The organism is Chryseobacterium lathyri (assembly GCF_003290185.1).
Taxonomy (GTDB): domain Bacteria; phylum Bacteroidota; class Bacteroidia; order Flavobacteriales; family Weeksellaceae; genus Chryseobacterium; species Chryseobacterium lathyri.
On the sequence record NZ_QNFY01000027.1, the window covers coordinates 1 to 26360 of the forward strand.

General features: G+C 34.1%; 17 protein-coding genes. 11 read left to right on the plus strand and 6 right to left on the minus strand.

Going from position 1 to position 26360, the window contains the following annotated elements; all coding sequences use genetic code 11:
• Positions 1 to 2164, plus strand: a 2164-nt coding sequence (locus DRF61_RS21950; RefSeq protein ID WP_157963421.1) for an alpha/beta hydrolase family protein, incomplete at its 5' end; no start/stop codon positions are given.
• 1381 nt (positions 2165 to 3545) lie between these two features.
• A complete protein-coding gene (locus DRF61_RS21955) occupies positions 3546 to 4379 on the plus strand; it encodes a Fic family protein (RefSeq protein WP_111960997.1) in 834 nt (277 codons plus the stop codon).
• A gap of 341 nt (positions 4380 to 4720) precedes the next feature.
• On the opposite strand, the gene DRF61_RS21960 is transcribed toward DRF61_RS21955, so the two are convergent.
• The 5 genes from DRF61_RS21960 to DRF61_RS21980 all read right to left on the minus strand — a co-directional run bounded on the left by DRF61_RS21960 (position 4721) and on the right by DRF61_RS21980 (position 9162).
• Positions 4721 to 4963, minus strand: coding sequence for a hypothetical protein (locus DRF61_RS21960; protein WP_111960998.1), 243 nt, complete (start codon positions 4961 to 4963; stop codon positions 4721 to 4723).
• Between the two features lie 109 nt (positions 4964 to 5072).
• Complete coding sequence (locus DRF61_RS21965; protein ID WP_111960999.1) at positions 5073 to 6257, minus strand: hypothetical protein; 1185 nt, start codon at positions 6255 to 6257, stop codon at positions 5073 to 5075.
• 144 nt (positions 6258 to 6401) lie between these two features.
• Positions 6402 to 6752 carry a hypothetical protein gene (locus tag DRF61_RS21970; protein WP_111961000.1) on the minus strand — a complete coding sequence of 117 codons (351 nt, stop codon included), beginning with the start codon at positions 6750 to 6752 and terminating at the stop codon, positions 6402 to 6404.
• Between the two features lie 270 nt (positions 6753 to 7022).
• Positions 7023 to 8039: a terpene synthase family protein gene (locus DRF61_RS21975; RefSeq protein WP_111961001.1), complete on the minus strand. Its 1017-nt coding sequence runs from the start codon at positions 8037 to 8039 to the stop codon at positions 7023 to 7025.
• A 109-nt stretch (positions 8040 to 8148) separates the two neighbouring features.
• A complete protein-coding gene (locus DRF61_RS21980; protein ID WP_111961002.1) occupies positions 8149 to 9162 on the minus strand; it encodes a terpene synthase family protein in 1014 nt (337 codons plus the stop codon).
• A 1498-nt stretch (positions 9163 to 10660) separates the two neighbouring features.
• On the opposite strand from DRF61_RS21980, the gene DRF61_RS21985 reads away from it, so the two are divergent.
• Both DRF61_RS21985 and DRF61_RS21990 read left to right on the plus strand, forming a co-directional pair.
• Positions 10661 to 11428 carry a terpene synthase family protein gene (locus DRF61_RS21985; RefSeq protein WP_111961003.1) on the plus strand — a complete coding sequence of 256 codons (768 nt, stop codon included), beginning with the start codon at positions 10661 to 10663 and terminating at the stop codon, positions 11426 to 11428.
• Between the two features lie 365 nt (positions 11429 to 11793).
• Positions 11794 to 12789 carry a terpene synthase family protein gene (locus DRF61_RS21990; protein WP_111961004.1) on the plus strand — a complete coding sequence of 332 codons (996 nt, stop codon included), beginning with the start codon at positions 11794 to 11796 and terminating at the stop codon, positions 12787 to 12789.
• Positions 12790 to 14093: 1304 nt separating this feature from the next.
• On the opposite strand, the gene DRF61_RS22000 is transcribed toward DRF61_RS21990, so the two are convergent.
• Positions 14094 to 15149 carry a hypothetical protein gene (locus tag DRF61_RS22000; RefSeq protein WP_146897239.1) on the minus strand — a complete coding sequence of 352 codons (1056 nt, stop codon included), beginning with the start codon at positions 15147 to 15149 and terminating at the stop codon, positions 14094 to 14096.
• A 375-nt stretch (positions 15150 to 15524) separates the two neighbouring features.
• On the opposite strand from DRF61_RS22000, the gene DRF61_RS22005 reads away from it, so the two are divergent.
• The 7 genes from DRF61_RS22005 to DRF61_RS22035 all read left to right on the plus strand — a co-directional run bounded on the left by DRF61_RS22005 (position 15525) and on the right by DRF61_RS22035 (position 26343).
• Positions 15525 to 16526: a helix-turn-helix domain-containing protein gene (locus tag DRF61_RS22005; RefSeq protein ID WP_111961006.1), complete on the plus strand. Its 1002-nt coding sequence runs from the start codon at positions 15525 to 15527 to the stop codon at positions 16524 to 16526.
• 934 nt (positions 16527 to 17460) lie between these two features.
• Positions 17461 to 17901, plus strand: coding sequence for a transposase (locus tag DRF61_RS22010; RefSeq protein WP_111961007.1), 441 nt, complete (start codon positions 17461 to 17463; stop codon positions 17899 to 17901).
• On the plus strand, positions 17871 to 18224 hold the full coding sequence (locus DRF61_RS22015; protein WP_111961008.1) for a helix-turn-helix domain-containing protein: 354 nt from the start codon (positions 17871 to 17873) through the stop codon (positions 18222 to 18224). Before DRF61_RS22010 ends, DRF61_RS22015 begins: the two co-directional genes overlap by 31 nt.
• A gap of 169 nt (positions 18225 to 18393) precedes the next feature.
• Complete coding sequence (locus DRF61_RS22020; RefSeq protein ID WP_111961009.1) at positions 18394 to 22392, plus strand: hypothetical protein; 3999 nt, start codon at positions 18394 to 18396, stop codon at positions 22390 to 22392.
• Positions 22393 to 22424: 32 nt separating this feature from the next.
• A complete protein-coding gene (locus DRF61_RS22025) occupies positions 22425 to 22937 on the plus strand; it encodes a hypothetical protein (RefSeq protein ID WP_111961010.1) in 513 nt (170 codons plus the stop codon).
• Positions 22938 to 23602: 665 nt separating this feature from the next.
• Positions 23603 to 24808, plus strand: a complete 1206-nt coding sequence (locus DRF61_RS22030; RefSeq protein ID WP_111961011.1) for a hypothetical protein — start codon at positions 23603 to 23605, stop codon at positions 24806 to 24808.
• Positions 24809 to 24840: 32 nt separating this feature from the next.
• Positions 24841 to 26343 carry an autotransporter outer membrane beta-barrel domain-containing protein gene (locus DRF61_RS22035; RefSeq protein ID WP_111961012.1) on the plus strand — a complete coding sequence of 501 codons (1503 nt, stop codon included), beginning with the start codon at positions 24841 to 24843 and terminating at the stop codon, positions 26341 to 26343.
• The last annotated feature ends 17 nt before the right edge of the window (positions 26344 to 26360 follow it).

The window sequence follows — 26360 nt, forward strand, 5'->3', positions numbered from 1 at the left end:
AACAGGAAAATCACAATTTTTGAATGGGGTCAGCAAGTTTTTGTATGATAGGAAGCATGATAGGTTTGCAGTGCTTTACAATGAAGAAGGAGGAAAAAAACTTAAAGTTTTTGATACCGATCTCAACTTAAGGCAGACCTTAGGAAATGTTCAGTATTTGTTTTCCAATAATGGCGAAACAATTTTGAGAAAGAAAACAGGCAATATAAATGAAGTGTATGTATTGAATAAAGGTAATTTTACAAATGTCTTCTCCACAACAAATGAAGTGAAAAATATCATGACGTCCCCGACAATGGAAAGAGGGATTGTCATTGAATCAGAAAGTGCAGATCAGAAGTTGATTCATTATATTACTCAGGATAAAAAACAATTGATGCTCGATGTGAGCGGGTACAGGGAATATAGTTTAGTGGCGGTGGGTCCATCATTCACAGATCATCGCATCGTTATTAAGCTGCAAAAGAAAGTGAAGTCTAAAACAGAGATGGTCAGCATCTGGTACGGAACTGATTTTGATCTCGCTGAGCATGACGGTGCTATTATAAAGTCAGTTCAGCTGGATTGGGATATAGTAAGAGGCGAGAAGACAATCATGACCCGTCCGGGCTATTTTGGAGAAACGGCTATTGGAAATAACTTATACCTTCTTTATGCTGTCGATAAGCAGCAGGTGGACAAAATGGATAAGGCCGGTGATAAAGGTAGCGATGAATTATATCTGTGGAATTCTTCCGGTAATAGCTATACCAAAATTGCCGATGTGGATAAGCAGATGGTTATATCGCCTACCGGAAAATATTTAGTTATTCAGAGAGCACATAAATGGCAGCTTTATAACACAGTTACCTTAAAGATGGAGGACTTAGATGCCGGTGAAAAGATGATTCCTTATTTTACTTCAGATACAGATATTCTATGGGTTGGCGGAAATAGGATAGCCAGGCAAGATTTGAATTCTAAAAAAATTACAGATTTATATCGTAGGACAAATGTTACTATTGAGTTGATTGATTTTGATAAAATAGGTACAGAGCTTGGCTATAGACGTGATTTCAGGAAAGTGGATCTGACCAAGAGTTTGGTTCTTCAAATAACTGATAAATCCAATGATCATACGTCCTATGCTTATTTCAGGAACAGGAAGCTACATGTGATTTGCCCCTCTACAGGAGATGGGATCACTGGGTTTAATAAATTGGGAAATAAGGAAGATTACTTTTGGGTGGAAGAAAATTACAATAAGCGTCCAAGGTTGGTTGTGAAGAAAGGAAGGTCCACACCGAAAGTTATTTATAGATCAGATCCTGCCAACGAAAAATTTGAACAAACGGAACTGATCAGGTTTTCCTATAACGGCTCAGATGGTGAAAAAATCAAAGGTAACTTATTTATGCCATTGAATTATGACCGGACAAAGAAATACCCGGTAGTGGTGCATATTTATGAGAAACAGGAATACATGACCAAGAATTTTTTAAGACCTTCTTTCTCTAATTCCACGGGCTATAGTATACCATTACTGATGGATGATGGCTTTGCAGTGCTTCTTGCTGATATTTCTCAATCAGATAAAGGGGCAGGAATCTCCGCTGTGGAGAGTATACATAACGCATTGGATGAAATGCAGAACTTTAAAAATATAGATATGAGTAAAATAGGGTTGATTGGACAGTCCTTTGGAGGATATCAGACTAATTTTATTGCAACCCATTCCAACCGTTTTGCTGCCTATGTTTCAGGTGCTGCGGTGTCGGATGTTATCCGTACTTATTATGCATACAATCATCATTTTAAAGCTCCGGATTATTATCGGTACGAAGGTCGTCAATACTGGTTCAGAGATACGGTTGCTCAGAATCCTGAAAAGTACATCAAAAACAATCCTATTATGTCGGTACAGAATGTGAGCGCCCCAATGTTGTTGTGGACCGGAACCGATGATGCAAATGTGAGTCCTGAAGGCACAAAATCGATGTTTATCGCTTTACGAAAATATAGAAAACCGGTCATTGCATTGTTTTATGATAAAGAAAAGCATGTTATGGGGAAATACGAAACTCAGAAAGATCTTACTGTTAGGATTTTAGATTGGTTTAATTATCATTTGAAGGATCAAATAAATATTCCTTGGATACAGAAATACATAAAAAATACTCAGTAGGACGCTTTTACTTGTTATCTAATCTAATATCGATATTCAATTACCATAACTGAGGTTTTTACTTTTTCTATTGCCAATTTAGGACAGTATCAATCACAAAAAAAATCTTTTTGGGTATCTCAAAAAATTCTTTTCGCCGGGCTTCAATAATTTTTTCAGAAACTCCTGAATCCTACGGACAAAAAGATTTGGGCCGAATCCTCCAACACATTGGAGGATTTCGGTTTATGTGCCTGATACTGTTCTTGGGGCGGAAGAGCAAAGAAAAAGTCGGAACCTCAGTCATACGAATCAATTTAATCAAAATTGCTCTAATCTAATCAGAACTCATCAATGAGAAAGACAATTTCTGCTTTTACAATTGTAAAGGATAAAGAAAAAAGTCGAGTGTCCTCGAATCCGAATCAATGGTCTTAAATGATACAGATTAGGTTGAACCTACATAAAAATTACCCATGTTTTATTCTAACCTGAGTAATTTTGACCCACCTTGTTGCAGCACCTGCATAAAAAAGTATCAGGTACATTCTGATCTTAAATGAGTACAGATTAAAGCTGAACCTGCGTAAAAATTACCCATGTTTTATTCTAACCTGTGTAAATTTTACCCACCCTATTACAGTACCTGTGTAAATATGTTTCAGGTTATCTCCTTACCCTGAGTAAATGGATATAGGTTAGTTTATTCTCCGTACTTCGATATTTGCAATGTTTTTTCTTTCAACAGCAAAAACCATATAAATGAAATCAATATTCTGTTTATTAATGACTTATGGCTTCATGTGGGCGCTTTTCAGAGCTCTGAAAAAAGTGGGTGACTTTATATAGCAAGATGTGTCTTTGTACGTACAAACTTTTCAAGTTTTACCTACAAAGACGATCTTGCCTTTTTTTGCAAAAAGGAGAAAAAACTGCGGAACTTAGTTTTTGTTTTTTAAAATCTTAAAAAGGATTCAAATTAGCCCAGTATATTCTTTTTTAATCTTTGGAAATTCTATATGATTCCAGAATACTCTTATTTGAGTTAAACGTACTCATTACTATTGACTTGTTGTTGTTTTAGTACTTAATTTGCTTAAGAAAGTTATTTATTTTTTGACAACCCTTCTTAAAATTGAGGAAAATTACATGCCTGTGGAGATAAAATGGGTAAAAGGTTCAGCTTATTACAACAATGATAATGCTTTCTAGCGGCTTGTTTTAAATGAGTTTTTCATTGGAAATAAAGGTTTCGACAATATGCTTATGCTGGGTTCAAAAGTATAAAAAATTTCTAGAACCTGTTAAGATCTATGGAGTGCTTTAGAAGTTGGAGATAGACATCACTAAACCAGAAATGCAGATAATAAGTTAAAATATTTTTGTAAATTTGAATATCCTTATGGAAAAATTAATTTCACGCTATAATTTACTGTTAGAACAGTATAATGATATTATTATCAATGCATTTGATGATAAGGATTTTTTTGATTATACGGAAATTCTATTTACGGCCCACAGCTGTGGTATTGAAGGAAATTCATTTTCTGTAAATGATACCCGGGAACTAAATGAAAAAGGACTAAACGCTATACTTCACAATAAGTCACTTTTGGAGACTTTTGAAATTTTGGACCACTTCAAAGCGTATGAATTTGCATTTAGCAATACTCATCAACCATTGACAGAATATTTCATTAAAGAACTTCACTCTGTATTGACTTCAAATACTCTAAAATTCACTAAAAATTCTGAACCAGGAGAGTATACTACAACAGACATGGCTGCCGGGGATACCCTATTTGGAGATCACAAACAAAATATTGCATTAATTCCCAAACTTTTGGAACAAACCCAATTAACGATGGATAGGGGAGAATTACACCCTATGTTAATTAGTGCAAAGTTTCATTATCACTTTATTTATCTTCATCCTTTTAGGGATGGAAATGGACGTTTGGGAAGGCTCCTTTCAAATTATATTCTGGCTCAAAAAAAACATCCATTGGTAATTGTCCGGTCTGAAGAGAAAGAAAAATACATTGAAGCATTAAAGGCATCTAAAAGACATAGAGACACCTCACCAATAGAGACCTTTTTCTTTGAAACAGCGATAGAGAGAATGACACACGAGATTTCTCAAAAGAAGAATTTGACTCAAAATTTTTTTTTGAAACTCAAACCCTCTCATCAGATTGGAGGAAATAAAACTGTAGAAAAAGAAGAAAATGAATGAGAAATAGAGGAAGGAAGAGATAAAAATATTGGGCTATGAGTATAGAATGATAGAATGTTAAAAAAAGTTACTAAATCAGTTCTTATAGGTGTTGCTTCCATTAATTCCATTAGGAGTTCATGATTTCTGCATAATCTATCGTTGTCAGGCCATGAAAAGTACACTCTATAATCCATCTTTTATTGGTTTAACCCCTTTTTTTTCACTCCGCCTTACAATCAAAACATTATAAAGTCTGTGGCTATGACTAAATCGCGCAATGGTTTAAAAAAGGTGAAAGAGTCTGGTTTTAAATGATTCAGTACATTGAGCAGGATCATTACTGCTCATTACAGGGGGTATTATGAACTATTTCGAGGCACAAAGTACAATGCTGCGGCAGAATCTTTTAACGTTAAAATAATAAACTTCACATTGCAGCTTAGAGGTGTAAAAGATTGTGTTTTTTTATTCAGATTAGCTAATATTTTTTCCGAGTCCCCAGCTTTTTGCGCTTGAGCCAGTAATGATTTAGTAATTGTACCCACTGTAATCTTTCCTTGTAACTCAATATCAAATGCATAAAATTTTAGTATACTCTGCATTAACTTCAACGTAGAATGTAACAGGAATAAGTTTGTCTTCTTTATACACAATTAAGATCCAATAAATTTATTGGATCTTAACATAATATAAAAAATCTTTAAAAAGGTTTTAAGGTGCTACATATGCATTACAATAGGTGAATGCTGCCAGTATATCATCTAAACTTGTAGGAGATGTTATTGTAATTTCTGTATATGGTGTCGACGAAGAAATTATATACGCTATGGAACCCGTATTCCCGGAACTTGACTGTCCTGTAACAGTTAAATTATTTCCTGATGAATTGTAAGAAAGAACACTTGTATTGCCTATCACGTTATACATTGTCAAAGTAACAGGATTTCCATTAATATCTTTGGCCGATAATTGGCTAGAGTCAGTATTTGCATACCAATTAGTTTTGAACCCTATGTTATTGACAGGTTTACTAAAAACAAGAGTCATTGTGGTTACGTGTTTATACACACCATTTCCTAATATAAAATAAGCACTTGGATTATACATTGTAACTCCTCCTACAGTTTGAGGAGCTGGAAACCCTGATGCGCTTGCAGTTTGATTAGGCATTGTACCTGCGGTAACCCGATATACATTAACTGTCTCCCCTCCAATAGTTAAAACTGTTGGGCTGGCCGGATTGGTAGAAACATTGACTCCCAATTCTTCTGAGGCAGTACAGTTTGTATTTACTGTTACCACATTTACATTGAAGGTACAAATTTGTCCTCCAAAGTTTAAGGTAAAATTAGCTGATCCAGATCCAGATGGTGTCCCGCTAATGGTCATCGTAAAGTTCCCATTTCCATTGGCCAAGGTCCCGGACGGTGCTATTGCCGTGAGTCCCGTGACTCCGGTAGATGCTACACTAAAGGCTGTGTAGGGTTGTCCATTACCTCCGGTATAATTAATAACTTTTGTGCCATTGCTGGGTAGATTATCCCTATAAGTTCCGGTCAATGCTCCAGAAGCACAATCTAGACCGCCAACAAGAGGGGTAGGCGTTGAAGAACAAGTATCACAAAGACAATTTGACCAACCTGTTGGTTTATAATATTTAATACAATTATTAGTTGAATCATACATTATAGTACCAATTGCTACTGCACCACCTTGAGGATTAATAATATTATTAGGATCTGGATTAGTGGGAAGTACCAGGCCCATATTATTATTAGTTGGTTTATTAATATCCAAAGCACCTCTAGGAGTAGTTGTTCCTATACCTACTTGGCTATAAAAGAGGGCAACTCTAACTGATGATAATAGTAAAATCAGTATAACTTTTTTTTTCATATTATTTTTTTTAAGATTAATAATTTATCACTAATAATTGACCATATTTAAATGGACTTAAAATTGCTGAATGAGAACCTTTTCTTTATTTATGCAAAATAAGCCTAGCAATTTTTTATAATGAATAATTGAATATATAGTTCCCTAAAAAATATCTATTTCAATTTCAATATCTATTTCCCCTATTTTTAGACTGCTCGCATTATCGAATTTGGTTTCGAACTCGAATTTGCCTTTAGCCGTAAAAGCTTTATTGTAAAATATATCTTTCTCATCACTACTGGACCCTAATTTCACATTAGAAGAAAAAAATCCATCATTAGCAGAAAAAGTTCCATTGGGAATATCAATCTCAATATCCCTTGGGTTAATTTCTACTTTCCAATGGTTGCAAACATAATTTTTCGACTGTGTATTATTTAATACAGTATGCCATGTACCATAATCATTGCTTATTTTTTCTGCAAGGCTGTCTTTAATTTTATCAATCTTCATGATTATAGTTTTTAATTTTGGTATTATCAAAAATTACAAAAAGTCTTTTGTGGTATTTGGAGGAAAATTAGCTAACATAATTATAGCATTCTTCAAAATATCATATTATAAACTAAAAAAAACATTAGCTCCACAGCTGGGTAAATTTAAATGTTAATCCTTTTTTTAAGTGAGATAGGATGGATCGGAGCCAACATAGGTAAGAATATTTAAACCGAGATATGCTTATTTTCGTTTCATTTTTTTTGAAGATTATATGTCTATACAATTCTAGAAATACTTAATTTCTACTCTGTCTATTGTCTCTCCTTTTCCATTGGGAGGTACAGCAAATCCATCAGGTTCATACCGTTTCGTTCCGCTTTTATAATACCAATTATTTAAACCACTGATCATTTGTTTTATATAATAAATAAATTCTTCTGTTTCCTTTTGGTATGGACTGAAATCTGGAAGATGATTGGACAATGTAACAAACTCGTTTACAAGATCATCATGGATCCTCATTCCTTCTTTGCAGGCCTCATCAAAAGATATTTTATTGTGATGCTGCAATAATTTGATGATATTGAAAATCTCCGATTCTATTGCGAGCTCTTTACCGATAGTTGCAAAATCGTTCTGAAGAGCAACAATGATCGACTGCAGCATAATAATACGCTGGATAACCGTATGATTATAAATGTAATCAGGTAAGGCAAAACCAGTTGTGGGACAAATCAAATCAACAAATGGAATCATGCCTATGGAATTGGCGCGGATCAAATGAAAAAGAGGAATGGGAGGAATATCCTTACTGATCTTATATGGAGACTCTTCCATAATTCCATCATTTACAAAGTTATACTTGTATTTTTTAGCTATTCGCTCAAGCCAAAATTCCGGCATTCCAAGCGCAATCCACTCTTTTCTGTTGGTTTGCATTTGACGGAATATCCCCATTTCTCCTGGCAGGGGATCGTCCCCCATCATTACCTCAAAAATTCGGTCTCTGAAAGCTGCAATTTCATTTATAGGTAAAAGCTCGGCATAATCATCGGTTACCGTCATATAAATGGCAAAACGCGTGGCATGGAGAATCCTGTCCTTTTTGGTAGCAGTAGGTATCATAAAAGGGGCTACATCGACTAATCGCATTTTTCTGTATCTTGCCATTGCCTCTTTGGATAAAAATTGATAATCCTGATCATACCAAGTGGTTTCTTCTTCATCTAAGGTTCCGACTAATGGGCTTTGAAGGGTTTCCCAAGGATATACTGGTTTGGGTACACTAAATTGTTTGTTCATAATATATGGTTTTAGTTTAAATGATAAAAAGATAGTATTTGTGCTTTATAAGTCGTTCTCCAACTTCGTTGTGAAATATAAATTGGAAAAGGGCTGTTCATTGATAATATTACATTTGATTGAGTTTTTCCTTCAATTCTGCAGCATTTGGAAATTCCATAGCATTGTAACGGTCAAGTTTTGTGGATATGTTCTTCCAGCCACTTAGCACCATGCCCATATAGTGTATCCAGTTGACAACCGCATCCTGCCATATTCCAAAGTCAGGCAGCGAAGCCTGTAATTCTACAAATTCCTTCAGATCTTGATTATGCAGACGCAGGTCTTCAAGACAGGCTTCCTTCAGGGACATTTGGTTTTCATGTTGAATTACCTTTACAATATTGTAATAAATGCTGTCGGTTGCCTCATCTTTCAATACAGATTGCACCTCATTGAAAAAAGTGACCAGATGGCAGGCCAATGCCTGTAAACGACGGATCACCGGATGCTCATGTATCTCCTGAGGCAGGATAATTCCGGTTTCCACTTCTGTAAGCTGAAGAAAAGGATAAAGACATATAGAATTTTCACGCAGGGCAATGCATTCTGCTACAGTAGGATAAGTTTTGTTTTTCTTATATTTCAGTTCGGTCTCCAGTCCTGTAAAATACCTGCTGATCATTTGAGCAAAGCGAGAGATTGATTCCTGCGGAATAAACTGTAGTAGCTCTTGTCTCAATGAAGCCAGCATAGAGCCTAAAGGTATTCCCGACTCTTCAGCACTTATTTTACCATTCAGTATGGCAACTGATTGAATGTGTACGTGCCCTATAGCCTCAGGCTCACTTTCTTCATAAAGATCATCATTGTATAATGTCCACAGCATTAGTCTGCAGATGGGTTTGAACCGTTCAAATGATGCTGTGGGAAACCATTGAGCCGCAATATGGGCTGTTTTAGTTTTTTTATACTTTTTGCGAAGATCAGGATTCTGCTGATAAAGCCACAAATATTCTCCGTCGATCCATTGACTCTCGGTAATATCCTGCAGTTGTTCTGCATAGGGATTTTTTAATGTTGGGAAAGGATACTTAAATTGCCTGCGGAGCAACTCAAGTGTGCTAAAATTTTCAGTATTCATAATTTCATGGTTTTGGTTTAGTTTTCAATACTAATATAGCACTATTATTTTAAATATTTACAATGTTATTTTATTTAAATTAGTATTTATTATAATCATATTTAATTATTGTTGTGTTAATGGGGGATCTTGAAATATATTTAGGTAAAGTTAAATGAAAACATTTTTGATTAGTTTTTTCTATTTATTCTTTAAAATTTTTAGCGAAAATAGTTTAAGATGTGAAAATAGTCTAATTAAGATATTACTTTGGGAGGATATGAGGAACGTAATTAATTAAAAATTATCTTCTATAAATAAATTGACCTATTGGTGAAAGTATTCCTGCTAACTCTATACTTGCTATAAGAAATATTAAAATTAGTCATTAAGCTATCATTTTAATGTTCTACATAAAAGATTTTATTTTTCCATATGTGGAATAGATGAAATGCTTATTTCATTGGCAGAGAAAAACGAAAATAAATGCTTTCTTTTCATTATTTGACTAGTTAATAAGACTTTTTTGTTTTTTTGAGTTGTCAAAATATATTGAAAAATCAAATTGAGAATAATTAATTCAGAGCAGTTTAACATTAATTTCAGAAAACGGAGATCATTAAATCTTTTCTTTCCGATTTGGTGCAAACCCATAAATGTTCAATTGCAACAAGAAATGTACGACTGCCTTGTACCCATACTTTTACAGAGTTTAGTTTGTAGGGATAAGTTGCCCAAGGTATATAGATTGGTGCTGGCAGATACGAATTATTCCATTTAAAGAAAAGCAGAAAGCAGCAATATGCCCCCTCGAAGATGCAGAAATGAATACCATGTTGGATGCTCCTGACAAACAAGCGGGTCCGGGTAGAAGGGATTATATACCGTGACTTTTTATGTTTAGTACCGGTGCCCGAGCAGATGAAGTGGCTAATGTGCTAATTTCTGATCTACCAATCCCGCTTGTTCCATAAAGAGATTCTTCAGTGCGCATGACGGTCACCTCGATATACCAATTAATAGAGACTATATTTTATAAAAGAATCTTCTTTTTGGATATAAAACCGTAAATTATTTTATTTCATAAAGGATAGTTCATTATTAAAAATATTTTTTCAATCAAAAGAGTTGAAATTTAGAATTTTCTTGAAAAAATTAGTTTATATTAAATAAATTTTTAATTTAGCAATAGAAATTAATACCACAAAATGTTAACCACCAAACTATTAAATATGAAAAATATATTCTTCCATAGAACTAAAAAATGAAATCGTTTCATGATTCATTAGTTTACTATTGCTGTCTATACAGACAATTTAGTCACTTGCCTGAATAAAGTATCGTTATTTATCAATTATCCAATAAAATCATGCACTTTTTTGTAATAATTAACTTGGGATTAAGTTATTTCAATCTCTATTTTTACATTCTATAATTAAATGAAATTATATGTTATGCTGCATTGTTAGAGATTAAAACAAGACCAATATTCTATGAAAGACTAATAAACAATACCACCATGAACACCTTATCACTACTTAATAATCATTTTAAGTATCCATTCCCAACATTAAAAAATCCTAATGCAGATCTTCTGCAGGAGATTACTGAAAATGACTGGGTCGACGGAGAATATTTGTGGCTCTATCAGCAAAATCCGGACCTGCGCAAGAAGTATAAAAAAACTAAAACAGCTCATATTGCTGCTCAGTGGTTTCCAATTGCACCTGTTGAACGTTTTAAGCCTATTTGCAGGCTGATGCTTTGGACGCTTTACAATTATGATATCTATGAAGAAAGCGAGCCGGAGGATATTGAGGTCGTTCGCAGCCAGTCTATTGCCATTCTGAATGGTGAAATTAATGCCGAAGAATCAACAATTCCTTTAGGAGCCATGCTATTTTCACTAAGGCAGGAGCTTCTGCAATTTATCCCGGAGAAATCAATCTCCAGATTCGCTCGAATGATTAACAGGTATTTCATTAGATTAGAAAAAGAAGTACGGTATAAAAAAAATAAAAAATTCCCAACAATAAAGGAATGTATTGCCCTGAGGGAAGATTCAATCTGCTTATATCCTTTTCTTCAGCTTACAGAAGTGGAAACTGGTATTATCCTCCCTGAGGAAATTCATGAACATCCCGTGATACGTCGCTTACAAGCGTTAGCATGCCATTTGGTAACCTATTTTAATGAGATGCAGTCTGTAGTGAAGGATGAAGCTACAGGAAGCATATACTATAACATTGTAAAAGTAATCCAGAACGAACGGCAGATTTCCCTATAAGAATCCTGTCTGGAAGATCTGCGCCTTCACAATGAAGATCTTAGGGAATTTATGGAATTACAATCTTCACTTCCCGATTTTGGCATCTGGCAGGATGCGGTTGTCAACTGGATACATTATATGAGCATGGTTTAAGTGGATGGAAGAATATTTCCACAAAGCTGGCCCGTTATAATGCTATGGAATTTCCAAATGCTGCAGAATTGAAGGAAAAACTCAATCAAATGTAATATTATCACTTTTAATAGGCTTTTTCAATTTATTTATCACAACATAGCTCGGAGAAAGTAACCAGGTGTAAATGAAATCTAAACCGTTTAAAACAATAAAAAATATAAATAACCCTTTAATTGACAAATCTATTTATGAATAAATTAATTATACCCAAACCAACCTATCCGTGGCCTACAATACAGAGCCCAATTGCTGATTCATTTGCTGATGAGGTGCTTTCTTGGTATGATAAAGATTATACTTTTACTTCACAAGAAGCAGTAAAAAGATATAAAAAACAGAATATGTCTCAAGTTGCAACATATATGCAGCCAACAACCATCAATATAGATCACATGCGTCCTTTGGTCAGATTTGTAATGTACATAACAATTTTTGACGATTATTTTGAACTTGCCCCTTTACATGAATTAAGATCTGTAAGAGATCGTATTTTTGAAGTAATGATGGGGGATGACCCAAATCCTAATGAGATTGGATTGTATCGCCAAATGGCAGCAGCTAGAAAAGAATGGCTGTTGCAGGGAATGCCACAGTTCTGGATCGAACGGATCTCTACTAATTTCTATGATTATATTACTTATGGTGTAATGGAAGAAACGCCTTTTAAACTAGCAAAGACCAGAATTTATCCTTCACTTGCTCATTATTTTGTAATACGCAAGTATTCTATTGGGATGATGCCTTATGGAGACCTAATAGATCCAGGGCTCAACTTTGCACTTCCGGTGCATATTTATCAACACCCAATTATTCAGCGATTAATGCAACTTTTATGTTTTCTGATAACAATTCAGAATGATCTAGCTTCACTTCCCAAAGAAATGGTAAGACAAAGTGAAATGATGAATATTGTATTTGTTCTTCAAAATGAATACAAAATTTCAATAGAAGAGGCACTTGCTGAAACCATGCGGATACATGACGAATTTGTAGCGGAAATGGATTCCTTGCATGCTTCTCTTCCTGATTTTAGCCCGTATCAAAAAGAGACATGTAATTATGTATACCATATAAAATTGATGGCAAGCGGTTGTCAGAATTGGTATGATAATGCTGGTTCAACCCGCTATAAAACCCAGGGATTTATTATACCGCAGTATGGTAAAGAAGAGGAAGAACTTTAGATTTAATGAAATGTAAATTTGTTAGGATTTACTTAAGATAAAATAGTGTATCATTACCATAAAAAATATATTCTAGTATACCAACAATATATACTGGGTAATTTTTTCAGAAGCTTCATCCTACGCAATTTAATTTTTAGATCGTATATAATATTTCAAATATTACTAACAATGATTAAACATGAAAACTGATAATATAAAAGACAAGCTTACAGAAGAATTAAGCATTGATTATACACACAGCATAATGTATTAAACAATACATAGCAAAAAGATTATGTTTGTAACCACTGGAAAGTAGAAATTAATCCAGCAGATATTGAGATTGATATTCCTAATGGAATCTTTTTGGTTGATGACGGCTTTTTTTCTACTAATGGAAAATTATTAGAGTTAGATAATGAAAATATACTTTACACATTAATATTATTTCTAATATTTTTGATAATGGTTCAATATTGAATGGAGTTAATTATAATCCTACATTTCATCTTAGATTCATGTACTATAATTTTAGCATTCCCTGCCAGTTGCAACTTTGGGGAGATGTTTTTATTATACGAAGTTATAAGGGTTCTTGAGCCTTTCATATATCTTATTGTGTAAATCTCAGTAATATTGACACTCTATTCCTTGGACTTTGATTTAAGATTTCCAAATGACTTTATTTTCTTGTTTCCGTGTCCGTTTAACTTAAACAGTTACTGAGACGCTAACATTAAAGTAATTGCTTTAATGACTAATATTGGTTATTGACAAATATTATAAAAAACCGGGGCATTGATTAGAATGCTCCGGCTAATTGTAAAGCTATTTTAGCACAAACTTTAAAACTTACTAAAAATAAAGTTCAATTGCATTATAGTTTACTCAAATATATGAATTTTATTTCTATTCGAACTATTAAATCATTTAAATATCACAATTTAGTGTATTATTTAGTATTTTGAATAGTTATTCAATAAGGGAAAATATGATTTTTTACTTGACTATTTCTTATTTTGTTGTGATCAATTTACTCTGACATTTTCATCTTGAATTTGTCTTACAATATTTGACATTAATTTTATTTTTCAAGAGCTTTCTTATGATTTTTTTCTGCTAAGGCATTTTTATGAGGCCTCCTATTTGTGTCAAATTTTAAGTGGCAGTGGTCCAATTACATTGTGGGCAACAGGAGCAATTGACAAATCATAGGGGCTGGAATTATGGTTTTTAAGTTGAGTCGTGCTGACTATGTTACACAATTAAGATCCAATAAATCTATTGGATCTTAATATGATATAATCAATCTCTAAAAATTTCTACGGAGCTACATATGCATTGCAATAGGTGAATGCTGCCAGTATATCATCATAACTTGTAGGAGATGTTATTGTAATTTCTGTATATGGTGTCGGCGAAGAAATTATATACCCTATGGAACCTGTATTTCCGGAACTTGCCTGTCCTGTAACAGTTAAATTATTCCCTGATGAATTATAAGAAAGAACACTGGTGTTCCCTATCACTTTATACATTGTCAGAGTAACAGGATTTCCATTAATATCTTTGGCAGATAATTGGCTAGAATCAGTATTTGCATACCAATTAGTTTTGAACCCCATATTATTAACAGGTTTACTGAAAACTAGTTTCATAGAGGTCACATGCTTATACACACCGTTTCCTAATATAAAATAAGCACTTGCATTATTCATAGAAACACCACTCATTGCCTGAGGAGGCGGAAACCCTGATGCGCTTGCTGTTTGATTGGGCATTGTCCCTGCGGTAACCCGATATACACTAACTGTCTCCCCTCCAATAGTTAAAACTGTTGGGCTGGCCGGATTGGTAGAAACATTTACTCCCAATTCTTCTGAGGCTGTACAGTTTGTATTTACTGTTGTCACATTTACATTAAAGGTACAAATTTGGCCTCCAAAATTTAACAAGAAATTTGCCAATCCTGGTCCTGAAGGTGTACCACTAATATCTAATGTAAAGCTTCCATTCCCATTAGCCAAAGTACCTGAAGATCCTATTGCAGTAAGCCCGGTAACTCCCGTAGATGTTATACTAAAAGCATTATATGATTCCCCGTTACCACCTGTATAATTAATAACTTTTGTGCCTCCGCTCGGTAAGTTTTCTCTATAGTAACCTGTCAATGCTCCACTAGCGCAGTCTAAACTGCTAACATGAGGATTAGAGACCACGGGACAACTATCACAAAGACAATTTGACCAACCTGTTGGTTTGTAATATTTAATACAGTTATTAGTTGAATCATACATTATAGTACCAATTGCTACTGCACCACCTTGAGGATTAATAATATTATTAGGATCTGGATTAGTGGGAAGTACCAGACCCATATTATTAGTTGTTGGTTTATTAATATCCAAAGCTCCTCTCGGAGTTGCTGTTCCTAGACCTACTTGGCTATTTACGAGGGAAACTTTACTTATTAATATCAGCAAAGTGAGTAATTTTTTTTTTTTCATATTGTTATTTTTAAAATTATATTTGTTTACTTATAGTTGAAGTAATACCACAAATTTAGATATTAAATTTTGGCGTAAAAAAAAACATTCAATTGTTTAATAAAAGGACTGTAAAATTGTAATTAGCTGTATTTCAATGTTGTAAATGAGCTATTTTATGAAATAACTTTTCACTTTGTTAAAATAATTTTAGAATCACTATTATTCTTTTTTTAATTATATTTGTTATGATAAGTAATTCATAAAATGTCAAAAAATTCTGAATCTGAACTCACAATAGATGGTTTATTAAAACAGTATTCTATAAATTACTTATATTCTATATTAGGAATATTAATTATTAACTGTTTGATGCAGTATTTTTTTATGCATTATATTTTTGCAATCGCCAATGCTGTATGCTTCTTTTTACATGTGTTATTTATAATTTTTATTTACCGATTACCCTTTTTATATATAAAGCCACTTATAAACTTATATCTTATTTTTATATTTATTTTTATATACTTTTTTGTTTATAATCTGTGGGAGGCCAGCTTGGTTACCTTTATATGGTATCTACTCATCCCTTTTGGAATTTTCAATATTTTCTCATATAAAATTATTGTCAGATGGGTAATTGCCATATTTGGTGTTATTATTTTAACCGTATTAATTCCTAATATTTATAAAATAGAATCTGCATTTTCCAAGAAGTATATATTGTTCACTAATGCCTATACGATTATTACTATTTTATATATGATCGTTTTTATATTATACTATAATAATAAGATTACCAAGCGTAAGGAGGAACTAGATTTTAAAAAGAGGAAAATAATAAAATATCCACCATTTTCCGTTACTACAGAGGAAGTCACGGAGAGTGAAGAAAGATATGAAGAGTTATTTGGCGAAATTATAGCGTATTTTGAAAGAAATAAGCCTTATCAAAATGCTGATTTTAGTATCCAAGACCTTGCTGCACAATTGCATAGTAACAGCACATATATCTCTCGGGCAGTAAACATAAATACTAAAATGAACTATAAAACTTTTGTAAATAAATATAGGATCGAACAAGTAAAAACCCAATTGAGTGATGTCAATTATGATAAATATAATTTAATGTATATCTATACATCCGCAGGTTTCAAACACCAATCTACTTTTAATAAAGTATTTAAACAAGTTGAAAACATGACTCCTTCCACATATATACATATCCATGGCCTAAAAAATCGGGATGATTTAATAATAAAAAATTAAATAGAAAAAAATTAAGTCACTCCCAACGTTGGACATTTATATCTGTTGTTCTTGTAAATGGAAAAATCTATCATTTCGTTATTGATATTGTTGAAACAAGGGATATTTTGTTTCGATAACAGGAGTTAATGTTTTCCCTTTCCCTTCTGCTTTTTAAAAATTTAGCCTAGTTTTTATAAATGGATATAGCTCTTTATGATTTCAGCATAGTATCTTCTGAGATTATGATACATCTCTGGATCTATAAATTGGGGTTATTCTGAAAAATCAGACAATCAATTAGTTGAGAATCATTAAAAACTTTCCCAAAAATAGGAAGTTTACCTCATCTTTTCTTGGATGATAGTCATAGCTGCCTCAAGGCTAGACTGTCTGGAAAAATGTTCTCGAAACAGCCTACTTACGGCTCACCTTTCCTATCAGGTTTTCCACTTTTGGAGATACATCTTCGTACTTAATGCACGCAGAATTAAATTTGCAGATATCTTTAAGTATTACAGGATATTACGAAGTCAGTATTTATTGAGATTAAATTTTAGTAAGTCTCAATGATTAAACTAGATTCACAATAGTAATCAATTGTACAAAAATGTAATATTGTCCCTAAAGTTCTCTTTTTACATGTTATCCTTTAAATAGTATATATTCAGTAGGAGTCCTTCCATGGAATTATAAATACATCCATTTTAAAAAATGAATGTAATTATAATGCAATATGTAAACTATTATATACACAAACTATTTTTTAAATAATATGTACGGATTAAACCGTTATCGATAATAGTTTATTTAAATAATTGATATTCAATTATTTAAATAAATATAAGCAAATATAAATAATAGCTTGTCATTAATAAAAATCAGTTTATCTAGTACTGTACTTTTGTAAAAAATCGCGATCAATTACCAACTGCTAACTAAAATTTAAAATTCTATGGAAACATACTTAATGGAAATTAATATTGGAAAGTATATCGAATCAAGGGTCAAGGAATTAAACTTATCCACAGAAAGAATCTGTAATTTTCTAAAAAAGGAAGAGGCTGAAATATTGCAAATGTACAAAGCTCCATCTCTAGATTCAGAATTATTGCTCCGCTGGTCAAAACTACTGGAATATGATTTTTTCAGGGTGTACTCCCAACACTTGATTCTGTATTCCCCATCTTCCTCTGAAAGGTATAATGCTGTTCAGGGACAAAAAGATTCTTCCGTACCGAAATTTCGTAAAAATATTTATACTAAAGAAGTTATAAACTTTATCATGGAGATGATTAAAACTGAAGAAAAAACAAAGAATGAAATTATAAAAGAATACCGAATCCCTAAAACTACTTTATATAAATGGATCAGCAAATACAAAACAGAAAATTAGAACAACCCAACTTTAAAAAAATTTACAAAGATTTAATCTCAAAAAAGCACCCTGATAAATTGCTGAAATGTGAAATTATCCTTTCAAAAGAAATTATTTGTGCTTTAGATATCATAAGACTGGAACATATAATTTTTGGACAATTAAGAAAGGAAGATTTGATTTTTAACCAAAAACATAAGTCATATGATAAAGAAACAATTAATGAAATCCTAAGCTATCAAGAAAAATATAAGCTTAATAATACACAAATAGCCAGTTACTTTAAACTTAGTAGAAATACCATTTCTAAATGGAAAAAGTACAATAGATCAATTATTTAATGAAAATATATATTCTACTTTCAACTCAGAAACGATTGATGATCAATTCATTCTTTATAATAAAAATTTGCAGTGATGCCGGTTATTTTTAATAAATGTCCTAAAGCACAGCTGCCCAACTATGTATATGAACATTTATTGATAAGAATTAAAAAAACAAAAACATAAAATGAAAAAAAAATATCTACACAAAAACAATGTCCTTCATATCCTTATCCTTTTTTTCGCATTTTTAGTAACTCCACAACTTTCATTTGCACAAGATGCAGACGGTGATGGTATTACAAATACTACAGATCTTGATGATGATAACGATGGAGTACCGGATACTATTGAATCTCCCGATTGCTTTTATACCAAAGCAGAATTAGATGCTATGTACACACTTACAACAGATTATACAGGAATTGTTTATGTCCCTGCCAATACTCTGAAGTCCCAACTAACGGACGGCAATTTAAATACCTATATCTATGCTGCTGCCCAAGCAGTAAATAATAAAGCTGTTTTACAATTAAACTACGGAACGCAATCAGTGAAGTTAAATAGTATTACTGTTAAATCTCTAAATTCAAATCCTTTTTATTATTTAGGAGGAGCAACTTACATTTTACAAGGCTGGAATGGCACGGCTTGGGTAAATTTGAGTGTGCCCTACCTTCCGATAAGTGATGCGGATGGCTTTGCAGGAGGCCAACATATCTTTACTAATACAATTACTCCTACTATAGCTTATACACAATATAGAATCTTTGGAACTGCATTAGCGGGCGTAAATAACGATCTTAGTTATATATCTGAAATTGTTCCGGATTATGGTATTATTGAATCCAATTATCCTAAAGCCAGCTGTACAGGCTTTAGGAATGATTCTGATAGTGATGGTACACCAAATTATCTGGAAACTGATAGTGATAATGATGGCTGCCCGGATGCTTATGAAGCAAGAGTGACAGGTGCCACAAAAACTACTTTTAGTTTTTCACCATTAACAGTAGGATTAAACGGTTTATCTAATAGTGTAGAAACTTCTTCGGATAGCGGTGTATTAAATTATACTTCTTTTTTTGATCCCTATGCGGTATCAGGAGTTCTTAATTCCTGCGCTGACAGAGATGGTGACGGAATAGATAACATCTATGATATAGATAATGATAATGACGGAATTCCTGATACAATAGAAGCTCCAAGTTGTTTTTATACCAAAAACGAATTAAATGCATCTTATACATTAAATAGTGATTATAGTCTTTTCTATGTAGGTGGGCCTACAGATATTAAAACAAGTCTAACGGATAAAAACACCAATACTTATGTTTATACTTCTGCCCAAACAGTAGCCGGAAAAACTATTTTACAACTAAACTATCCGCAATATGTAAAATTATCCAGCATAGCAGTAACATCTCCATTTGCAGGAGTTAATCCATTTTATTATACTGGAAACTCAACTTATACTTTAGAAGGCTGGAATGGAAGTTCCTGGATAACTTTAAGCACTGCATATACTCCCACATCCGAAGCAGATGGTTTTGCCGGGAATACTCATGTTTTTTCCATAACTACCCCTAATTATTATACCCAATATAGAATACAGGGTTCAGGAACCGGATTTACAGATCTTGCCTATATGGCGGAATTGGTGGTAAACTATGATCCAACTACTACCTATCCTAAAGCGATCTGCAGTGAAGACACCAATGGAGACGGAATTCCTAACTTCTTTGATACAGATAGTGATGGAGACGGGTGTTCTGATGCTTATGAAGCGCATGTGACGGGTGCTGTAAAAACTACTTTCACTATTCCGGGACCTTACGGGACCAACGGTTTGGCTAATTCTGTAGAAATGCATGTAGATTCCGGAACAATTAATTATACATCAACTTATACTGACTATGCTATTAATGGAAATCTTAGTTTATGTATAGATAGTGATAATGATGGTGTACCAGATCCTATCGATATAGACGATGATAATGATGGTGTACCAGATTCTACCGAATCTCCTGAATGTTTCTATTCTTATGTAGAGCTATTGAAATTCAGTTCGTTTAGTAGTGATTTAAGCTTTTCTGTTGGAGGACTCAATCAACTTAATAATAGTATTTACGAAAACAATTTGGATACCAATCCATTAAATGGTTCGCAATTTACAGATAACCAGAATATTACTGGTAAAAGTGTATTTGATTTCACCATTGTTTCCAAAGCACAATTAACAAAACTGGTAATTCCTGTACAAAATAGCATTAATTTTTTTAATTTTGGTTCAACTGCTCGTTTGGAAGGCTGGGATGGGACTGATTGGGTAGACCTTACAGGAAATATTAATCCTGCCTTGACTGCAACACCTGCTGATAATAATACTGTGGGACAAATAGGAATCAATAGTATAGTATTTAATCTTACCCAAAATCAAGGAGCATATAACAGATACAGGGTATTGGGAGTTTCCGGAACTGTGTATAGTTTTTCTCAAATACAAGAGGTTGTTCCTGTATTTGGCAATTATAATAGTTCTTTAAATTTTAAAGGAAACTGTAGTGCAGATTTGGATGGGGATGGTCTGCCTAATCATTTGGATCTTGATAGTGATGGAGATTTATGTAATGATTCTTTTGAAAGTGGGGCAACAAATAATCCTGGTACACCTGTTATAGGAAGTGCTTCTAATGTAGGAGCCAACGGACTGGCTGATATGTTGGAAACTACTCCGGACAGCGGAGCTATCAATTACACCTCTACTTATACCTCATTTGCCAATTCGGTAGATTACAATAAATGTCTGGATTATGATGGAGATGGAGTACCTGATGTTGTAGATTTGGATGATGATAATGATGGAATACTAGATGTTACTGAAAACTCTGGTTGTGGTGCTTCTACATACAAAGTGGGATATCTTGACGTGATCCTTGCAAATAATGATGTAGAAAATGTGAGAAACATTTTAACTGATCTTACAAATTTTGGTCCGAGTGGTACAATACCATATACTTTACAATTTGTACCTCTAACTACACCGGTGAGTCAAGCAAGTATTGAAGCTCAAGGAATTGATATGATATATGTAGGTTCTTCTGCCAATGCTTGTGGTGCATCCTCTCCATCAACCATCTGTACAGCCGGGGTAGCATCAGCAAGCGACATGAACGCTATATTGACTTGGTCAAAAGCAGAATTGGATAATTTTGTATTTGCAGTGCAAAACGAAGCAGGCTATTACGGTTATGCTGTAGATGACAACAATGTAAATAGTAATTATCTTACTAATTCCGGACAATTTATCCTAGGTAGTTCAGCTCCGTTTGGTGCATCATCTACTTATGATCAGGCTGGTTCAGTACAAAATACGTTTGGGGGCGCAGGACTTGATGTTTTATTTCAAGATTACTACGGCAGGCCTTCAGTAGCAAGATCCATTCCTTATAATGATATCATTTTAAGTGATGCAACCGATATAAATAATCAAATCATAGCTACCGGCAATACAAATAATGTAAATAGTGGTACTCTTAATATAAGAAACCTGTCCCGTATCATCGCCAACTCTTTTGCTTATGGCATAAAGATACAAACGTCTAAAGATTGTGACTTTGATGGCGATGGAATAGTAAATAGATTTGATAATAATAGTGACGGGGGTAGCGGTCTTATAAATTATGATTCTTGCTTTGATGCGGTAGAGGGTGCAGGAAGTATTACTCCTTCTCAGGTGGATAGCAGTGGAAGAATTATTGGTGCTGTAAATGCGAATGGGGTCCCTTTGTTAATAAGTGGTGGCCAGGGAATAGGAACTTATACTGATCCTGCTCAGGACCCTGATTGCTTTCTTGTTCCATTTTGTTATAAACCAGCTGCTACAGTTGGTACCACATTAAATTCTGTCTACGGCATTACCGCACTGGGAAGAGCAGGAAACGACGGAGATGGAAATGTAACTAATGATTGGCCAATGATAAGAAAAGGGGCACATATAGTTCTTGAAGCCAAAACAAAAGGCTTTGTAATCAACAGGCTTAATGATGCACAAATTGCTGCTATTCCTGGGGCCAACTTAGTAGAAGGTATGATTGTATATAATACCAGCCAGGATTGTCTTCAGATTAATACTGATGGCACACCAACCGGATGGAAATGCTATAACACACAGACATGTCCTTAATAATTTATTAATCTAATTAATTTATATTCAAAATGAAAAAAATAATAAGCATATTAATCGTAACAATATCCAGCTTATCAATTGCCCAGGTGGCAATTGGTAAGTCAAGTGTAAGTAATAGCTCTGTTTCGTTAGAATTTGGATCTCAGAATAAAGGAATTTTACTCCCCTGGACAGCTTCCGCAGCAAGTGTAACGGGGGCAATACCCGGAACCTTTATTTTTGATACTACAGACAAAAAAGTAAAATTAAAACTTTTAGGCTCATGGAAAGATTTGAGTGTAGATACTACAGGTGTTGTGGATACTTCGTTGCAAGATTCCCCTGCAGAGTCAGCAAATGCACAAGTTATTATAGGAGCTTCCACCACTACCGCTCCTGGTATCTTGGTTTTGGAATCTACTGATAAAGCAATGATATTGCCAAAAGTTGAGAGCCCGCATTTGAATATCATCAATCCTTCTCCCGGAATGATAGTTTATGACACGGCAACAAAACAGCTTGCAGTATTCAATGGAACAGTTTGGTCATTTTGGAAAAGCTAAATAATTAAATTCATTTTTTATCTATTGATTCTCCGTAATCTCTTATAACTTGTCAGCATTAGGGTCCATTAATACTGGTGAGTGATCCCACCAGTCATGGTACCCGAAATTTCCTGTGATTGTGCCTGCATATAGCTACGCAATACCACCAGCATTAAGGACACATTTCATGTGTCCTTAATGCTGGTATAGGATTTTTCTGTTTTTAGGGAAAATTACACAATCTCATTTGTATTTCAGTTTCTTTAGAATTTAGACAAAACAATTCGTCCAATGATGAAAAAGCTTCAAAATTCTTGTAACTGAAATTTTGTTTCTTTTTAAAATTAGCTTTTAAGAATTCAGGAGAACCAACTAAAGACATACTAAAAGAAGATGAAAAATCTTTAAAATTAATAACATTCTGATTTACAGGGTGTTTTTTTTGTAAAACTCTATTGTAGTTAAAGTGTAGGTATATTTTTTTTGATTTTGAAATTTATTTTTTGAAATATTTGTATCCCCGATAAATCAATAAAAAAATATTAATGTTCAAGTGTATATTGATATTTATTAACACTATTTATTTAACATTTCAAATTTTCTTTATGAATTCAATCTATATCAAATAAAAAATTATGGACTGTTCCATAATAACATAAAAAACAATTCTAGCAACACAAAAAATGAAAAAAAATGTAACTTCTTTAGGAATTTTCCTGATTTCAACTTTCTCATTTGCTCAGGTTGGCATAAATACTTCGACTCCGAATCCTGATGCAGCATTGGATGTAGTATCCACCAACAAGGGTATTCTCAATACCCGTATTGCTTTGAGCTCTACAGCGAGTCCTTCACCCCTCAGCATCCATGTGGCGGGAATGATGGTGTATAATACGGCTACAGTATCTGATGTTACCCCCGGCTTATATTATAATGATGGGACTAAATGGATAAAAACAGGCTCTGGTGCAGCAGCAGGTATGGAACCTTGGTATAACCAAACTACGAATACCGAAGCTACATCTAATACCCAAAATATTTATCAGACTGGGAATATTGCAATTCAAAAACAATCTAATTATTTAGGTACGGCTTTAGATGTAGAAGGTGCCGTGCGTGGGGGTGCTAGCCAGACCGGATCCGTTGGGGCTAATAGTGCAGCATTTGGATTCAATAATTCTGCAGCAGGAAACATGGCTGTTGCCTTAGGAGGTTCAAATCAATCCAATGCTGTCGGAAGTTTAACGGCAGGGTTTGGCAATATTACTTCATCACAATATGAAATAGCAGTAGGAAGATGGAACGCTATCACTACTGGAGGTACTGATGCTTCTTTTGTAGCAACTGACCCGGTATTTCAAATAGGTGCCTCAGCAACATCCGCTACAAAAAGAAATGCTATGACAGTACTGAAGAATGGTAATACAGGTATTGGCATTGCAGGAACAGAAGCCGCTGCAAAGCCAACCGAAATGTTGGATGTAGGCTCTGGTAATGTAAGGATAAGAAACATTAATACGGTTACCGGTGCAAGTACTGATAAAATTGTAGTAGCCGATGCTAATGGTGTATTAAAAACGGTTTCTAGTTCTCCTGCAACGGCTCCTCTGAATGTTACCAACCAAACAGGTAACTATACTGCTACAGTAAATGATGATATTATTTTGTATACGACTGATTCTTCGGGGATTAGTCCAATTTTGACCTTACCTACCACCGGTGTTCCGATTGGGAAAAAAATATTTGTATCAGTTATAGGGGGTACCTCAGTACAACCTAGTCCAGCACCAAGAGAGACAGCTACTCCGCTATGTTATCCAGGCCAGGGCAATATATTAATCTATACAGGGAATGCTACTTCTCCTTGGTCTCTTATATCTGGCTATTAAATAAAAACACAATTAATATAAAACTTAAAAGGATGAAAAAAGAAATCAGACAAATTATTTTGATCATTGGAATAGCATGGGGTGGGATAGCCCAATCACAGATTAGAATAGCCAATAATGCTACCAATATTGCTGTTCCCGGAAGCTCGGCATTTATAGATGCCTCTTCAAACCCTACCTACAATTCTACTACCAATGTTGGTAAAGGATTATTATATCCAAGAGTAGATCTTACCACTTTTACTTCGTTCGGAGGGACTCCAATAGGTATTTCTACCTCTTTTCCAGCATATTATGACGGATTTGTAGTATATAACACCAATGCAGGCGGAGTGGCTGGAGTAGGGACAACCCAGGGAACCCTTACTTCAGGATTCTGGTATTACGACAATAAATCTGGTACGATCAACGGGGGAACCTGGAAACCTTTTACGGCTGCTTCAAGTGGAGTAACTACCAACATGCTCAGCTCTTCTGGAAATACCATTACTTCTAATGTAAATGGAATATCTTCTACTGCTCCGGCGGTTAACACTAATGCATTGTCATTATCCGGGAGTAGTCTGACAAGCACAGTGAATGGGATTGCAAGTAATGCAGTTAATCTCGCTCCTGCTATTACAGCAGCTACCACGAACCTATTAAGTAGCTCGGGTAACACGATGACCTCAACGGTCAACGGGATTGCGCGTACAGCACCTATCATCAACAGTGTGACCAATACGGTTTCTGGAAATACTTTGACTACCACGGTAAACGGAATTTCTTCAAGCTCCGTTACCCTTCCGCAGGGAGTTAATATTTATAATTCCGACGGGGTACTTACTAATCATAGAGTGGTTTCTATGAACAGAAAGGAACTTTTCTTTTCAGAAAATTCGGCTAATAACATATTGTTTGATGTCGGATCTACTTTTGCAGGTAATATCCGTCTGTATTCAGTAGGGTCTGTTGCCTCCGTAATAAGAGCAGGAGTAGGTTCTTCAAGAATGCTTGATATGGATGTTCTTAGTAATGGCACCTCTAGAATTATGTCTGCAGGAAACACAGAATTGTTCATAGGTACTACAACCAATTCAGCCCCTTTAATATTGGGTGCTGGTAATACTAGAGCTATACTCACAGGCAGTGGAAATTTCGGGATAGGAACTACCTCGCCATCACAAAAACTGGACGTTATTGGCAATATAAGAGCAACAGGTTCTCTAATCTCCGGAACGACTACTTATCCTGATTATGTTTTCGAAGGCTATTTTAATGGCTTTTCAAAAATTAATCCTGCTTATCAATTTAAAAAGCTGGATGAAGTAGAGAATTTCATTAAAGAGAAAGGACATCTTCCGGGATATCAATCCTTAGAAGAAGTGAAACAAAAAGATATGATGGTGGATATTACCCAAAATTCCATAACCAATATGGAGAAAATAGAAGAATTATATCTCCATGTAATAGAACTTAGTAAAGAAGTAAAAGAATTAAGGGAAAAAAACGAGCAATTGGAAAAATATATAAATAAAATTAATGATTTTTATTAAATAATTACTAAAAAATA

Coding starts and splice junctions, on each gene's coding strand:
- DRF61_RS21955 (WP_111960997.1), top strand. CDS start 3,546: ATGGAAAAATTAATTTCACGCTATAATTTACTGTTAGAACAGTATAAT.
- DRF61_RS21960 (WP_111960998.1), bottom strand. CDS start 4,963: ATGCAGAGTATACTAAAATTTTATGCATTTGATATTGAGTTACAAGGA.
- DRF61_RS21965 (WP_111960999.1), bottom strand. CDS start 6,257: ATGAAAAAAAAAGTTATACTGATTTTACTATTATCATCAGTTAGAGTT.
- DRF61_RS21970 (WP_111961000.1), bottom strand. CDS start 6,752: ATGAAGATTGATAAAATTAAAGACAGCCTTGCAGAAAAAATAAGCAAT.
- DRF61_RS21975 (WP_111961001.1), bottom strand. CDS start 8,039: ATGAACAAACAATTTAGTGTACCCAAACCAGTATATCCTTGGGAAACC.
- DRF61_RS21980 (WP_111961002.1), bottom strand. CDS start 9,162: ATGAATACTGAAAATTTTAGCACACTTGAGTTGCTCCGCAGGCAATTT.
- DRF61_RS21985 (WP_111961003.1), top strand. CDS start 10,661: ATGAACACCTTATCACTACTTAATAATCATTTTAAGTATCCATTCCCA.
- DRF61_RS21990 (WP_111961004.1), top strand. CDS start 11,794: ATGAATAAATTAATTATACCCAAACCAACCTATCCGTGGCCTACAATA.
- DRF61_RS22000 (WP_146897239.1), bottom strand. CDS start 15,149: ATGGGTCTGGTACTTCCCACTAATCCAGATCCTAATAATATTATTAAT.
- DRF61_RS22005 (WP_111961006.1), top strand. CDS start 15,525: ATGTCAAAAAATTCTGAATCTGAACTCACAATAGATGGTTTATTAAAA.
- DRF61_RS22010 (WP_111961007.1), top strand. CDS start 17,461: ATGGAAACATACTTAATGGAAATTAATATTGGAAAGTATATCGAATCA.
- DRF61_RS22015 (WP_111961008.1), top strand. CDS start 17,871: ATGGATCAGCAAATACAAAACAGAAAATTAGAACAACCCAACTTTAAA.
- DRF61_RS22020 (WP_111961009.1), top strand. CDS start 18,394: ATGAAAAAAAAATATCTACACAAAAACAATGTCCTTCATATCCTTATC.
- DRF61_RS22025 (WP_111961010.1), top strand. CDS start 22,425: ATGAAAAAAATAATAAGCATATTAATCGTAACAATATCCAGCTTATCA.
- DRF61_RS22030 (WP_111961011.1), top strand. CDS start 23,603: ATGAAAAAAAATGTAACTTCTTTAGGAATTTTCCTGATTTCAACTTTC.
- DRF61_RS22035 (WP_111961012.1), top strand. CDS start 24,841: ATGAAAAAAGAAATCAGACAAATTATTTTGATCATTGGAATAGCATGG.